Genomic DNA, 2,161 nt, shown 5'->3' with positions numbered 1-2,161 from the left:
GTTCCACTCCCACCGTGGGTGAAGTTCTGGTCCCAGAGGGAGACGGGTCCGCCCACCCTCTGGTCAAAGCGAGCGACCGACGCTCATCGTTCGATGGGCAACCGACGGTCCGCATGCCGTCTGGGGCGCACCTGCCTGCGCCCGGACTCGGCACGTGGCAGCTCGTAGGGGCAGATCTCCGTACTCTCGTCGACGAGGCACTGGGGATTGGATTTCGCCACATCGACACGGAGCAGATGTACGGCAACGAGGCCGACATCGGCGCAGCGATCGAGGCATCTAGCATCGACCGCAACGACATCTTCATCACGACCAAAATCGACAACGACCATCACGAACCCGGCCCACTCGTTGCCTCTGTCCAGGCGAGTCTCGAACGGCTCGGTACCGATCATGTCGACCTGCTGCTGGTGCACTGGCCGGTCGACTTCGAACGCGTCGGAGCAACCATGTCGGCGCTTGCTCAGGTGCAGGCATCGGGTCTCGCCCATCACATCGGAGCGTCAAACTTCACCGTCGAACAGCTCGATGATGCCGCTGGCTTCGCCCCGCTCGAGGTCCTGCAGTGTGAATGTCACCCCTTCCTGCAACAAATCGAGCTGAGGAACTGGTGCGTGCGCCAGGACTGGGCATTCACGGCGTACTCACCCCTCGCTCGCGGTGACGTGTTGGTCGACGACACGCTGCGCGAGTTGGCCGAGAAACACTCGGTTTCTCCGGCATCCATCGCCGTGGCCTGGTTGCTGACCCAGCCTCAGACGGCGGCGATACCCAAGAGCAGCGACGTCGACCATCTGCGAGACAACTGGGCAGCGCTCTCGGTCGAGTTAGACCAGGTGGATCTCGATCACATCAGCGCCCTCGACGAGCGTCGTCGCCTCGTCGACCCCGACATCGCCCCGTGGTGACACCGGTCTGACCCACGCGATCACACGCGAGTCGAACCGCAGACGGTCGTTCGACAACCACGTGCGCGCGGCGACTCCGGTCGCGATTGTTTCGATCAGTTCCCGTGAGAACGAGGGAAGGTCGTTGGGCTTGCGGCTCGACACGAAGGTGTTCGGTCCGTTGTCGCAGACGAACCCTCGCGGTCGACCCAGCTTCCTCCTGCGTTCTCGATGTCGGTCTGCAAGTTCGATGTTCGTCCACTCCTCAGAGGGCAAAGATTGGCCGCCACGCGACGAGGGACCGTGGTTCGTACTCATGAGCCGATCCGATCGGCGAAGCTGGCCGTGTCGGGAGGCTCTGCCTTCGTCGAGCTGCTGTCGGTGCCGGTGGTGGGGCTGGTGTCGGAATCCTGCTCGGTTTTGAGGATCAATCCGAGCCGAGCAGCGAAGTCGTTGGGGTCCGGCTGATCCTCAACGGCGCCGTACGAGTCATCGGGCGCGTCGACAAGATGCACGCTCTGATGCTGTTGGTGCCCCGACCGCAACATGCCCGATAACGCTCACATCCGCCCCGATTCAACTGCCGATATCGCACAGCTCAGGCGGTTCGGCTCCGGCAGCGTCGTCTTGCCGTACTCTTTTCGAATGAATCCAGACGTGTTACTTGTGGGCTGCGGCGACCTTGGCGCCGACATCGGATTGCGCCTTGCGGGACTGGGACATCGCGTGGTCGCCATCCGACGCAACGCCGACCGTGTCCCACCGCCACTCATTGGCGTGTCGGCCGACCTCACTCGTGAGGCTCCGAACCTTCCGGACCTCGACCTGGCGCACCTCGTTATTGCTCTCTCTGCGAGCTCGCGCACCGAGGACGCCTACCGAGCCATCTACGTCGGCGGGCTCAGGCGAGCATTGGATTGCCTCGACGACAAGGGGCAGCGACCGTCAAGGGCTGTGTTGGTCTCCTCGACCGGCGTTTTCGGCATCAGCGACCCGAGCATCATTTGCACCGAAGACACCACCGCCGAACCCACCGGCGGGACCGCAAAGGTGCTCCTCGAAGCCGAACAGCTTTTCGCTTCTCGAGTCCCCCACGGCACGATCCTGCGACTGGCCGGTCTGTACGGCCGGGGGCCGACACGCTTCGTTGACAAGGTCGCCAGGGGCGAGGTCACCGACCCGAATCGGTGGACGAACCGCATCCACCGCGAAGACGCCGCCGCAGCGGTGATTCATCTGCTCACCCGACCGCAACCTCCGGGACCTCTCTACCT

General features: G+C 63.6%; 3 protein-coding genes. 2 read left to right on the top strand and 1 reads right to left on the bottom strand.

The genetic code is table 11. The features are described from left to right. Positions 1 to 908: aldo/keto reductase (locus tag ACH2EI_RS17025; protein WP_395160906.1), on the top strand; the 908-nt coding region annotated here is incomplete at its 5' end. 293 nt (positions 909 to 1,201) lie between these two features. Here ACH2EI_RS17025 and ACH2EI_RS17020 read toward each other — a convergent pair. Then, positions 1,202 to 1,402, bottom strand: coding sequence for a hypothetical protein (locus ACH2EI_RS17020; protein ID WP_395154885.1), 201 nt, complete (start codon positions 1,400 to 1,402; stop codon positions 1,202 to 1,204). 130 nt (positions 1,403 to 1,532) lie between these two features. Here ACH2EI_RS17020 and ACH2EI_RS17015 point away from each other — a divergent pair. Then, the coding region (locus ACH2EI_RS17015) for an SDR family NAD(P)-dependent oxidoreductase (protein WP_395160904.1) at positions 1,533 to 2,161 on the top strand (629 nt) is incomplete at its 3' end.

This window comes from Ilumatobacter sp., from assembly GCF_041688325.1.
Lineage (GTDB): Bacteria > Actinomycetota > Acidimicrobiia > Acidimicrobiales > Ilumatobacteraceae > Ilumatobacter_A.
Note: the sequence above shows the minus strand (reverse complement) of the source record. Positions and strands in the feature narration are given on the sequence as shown.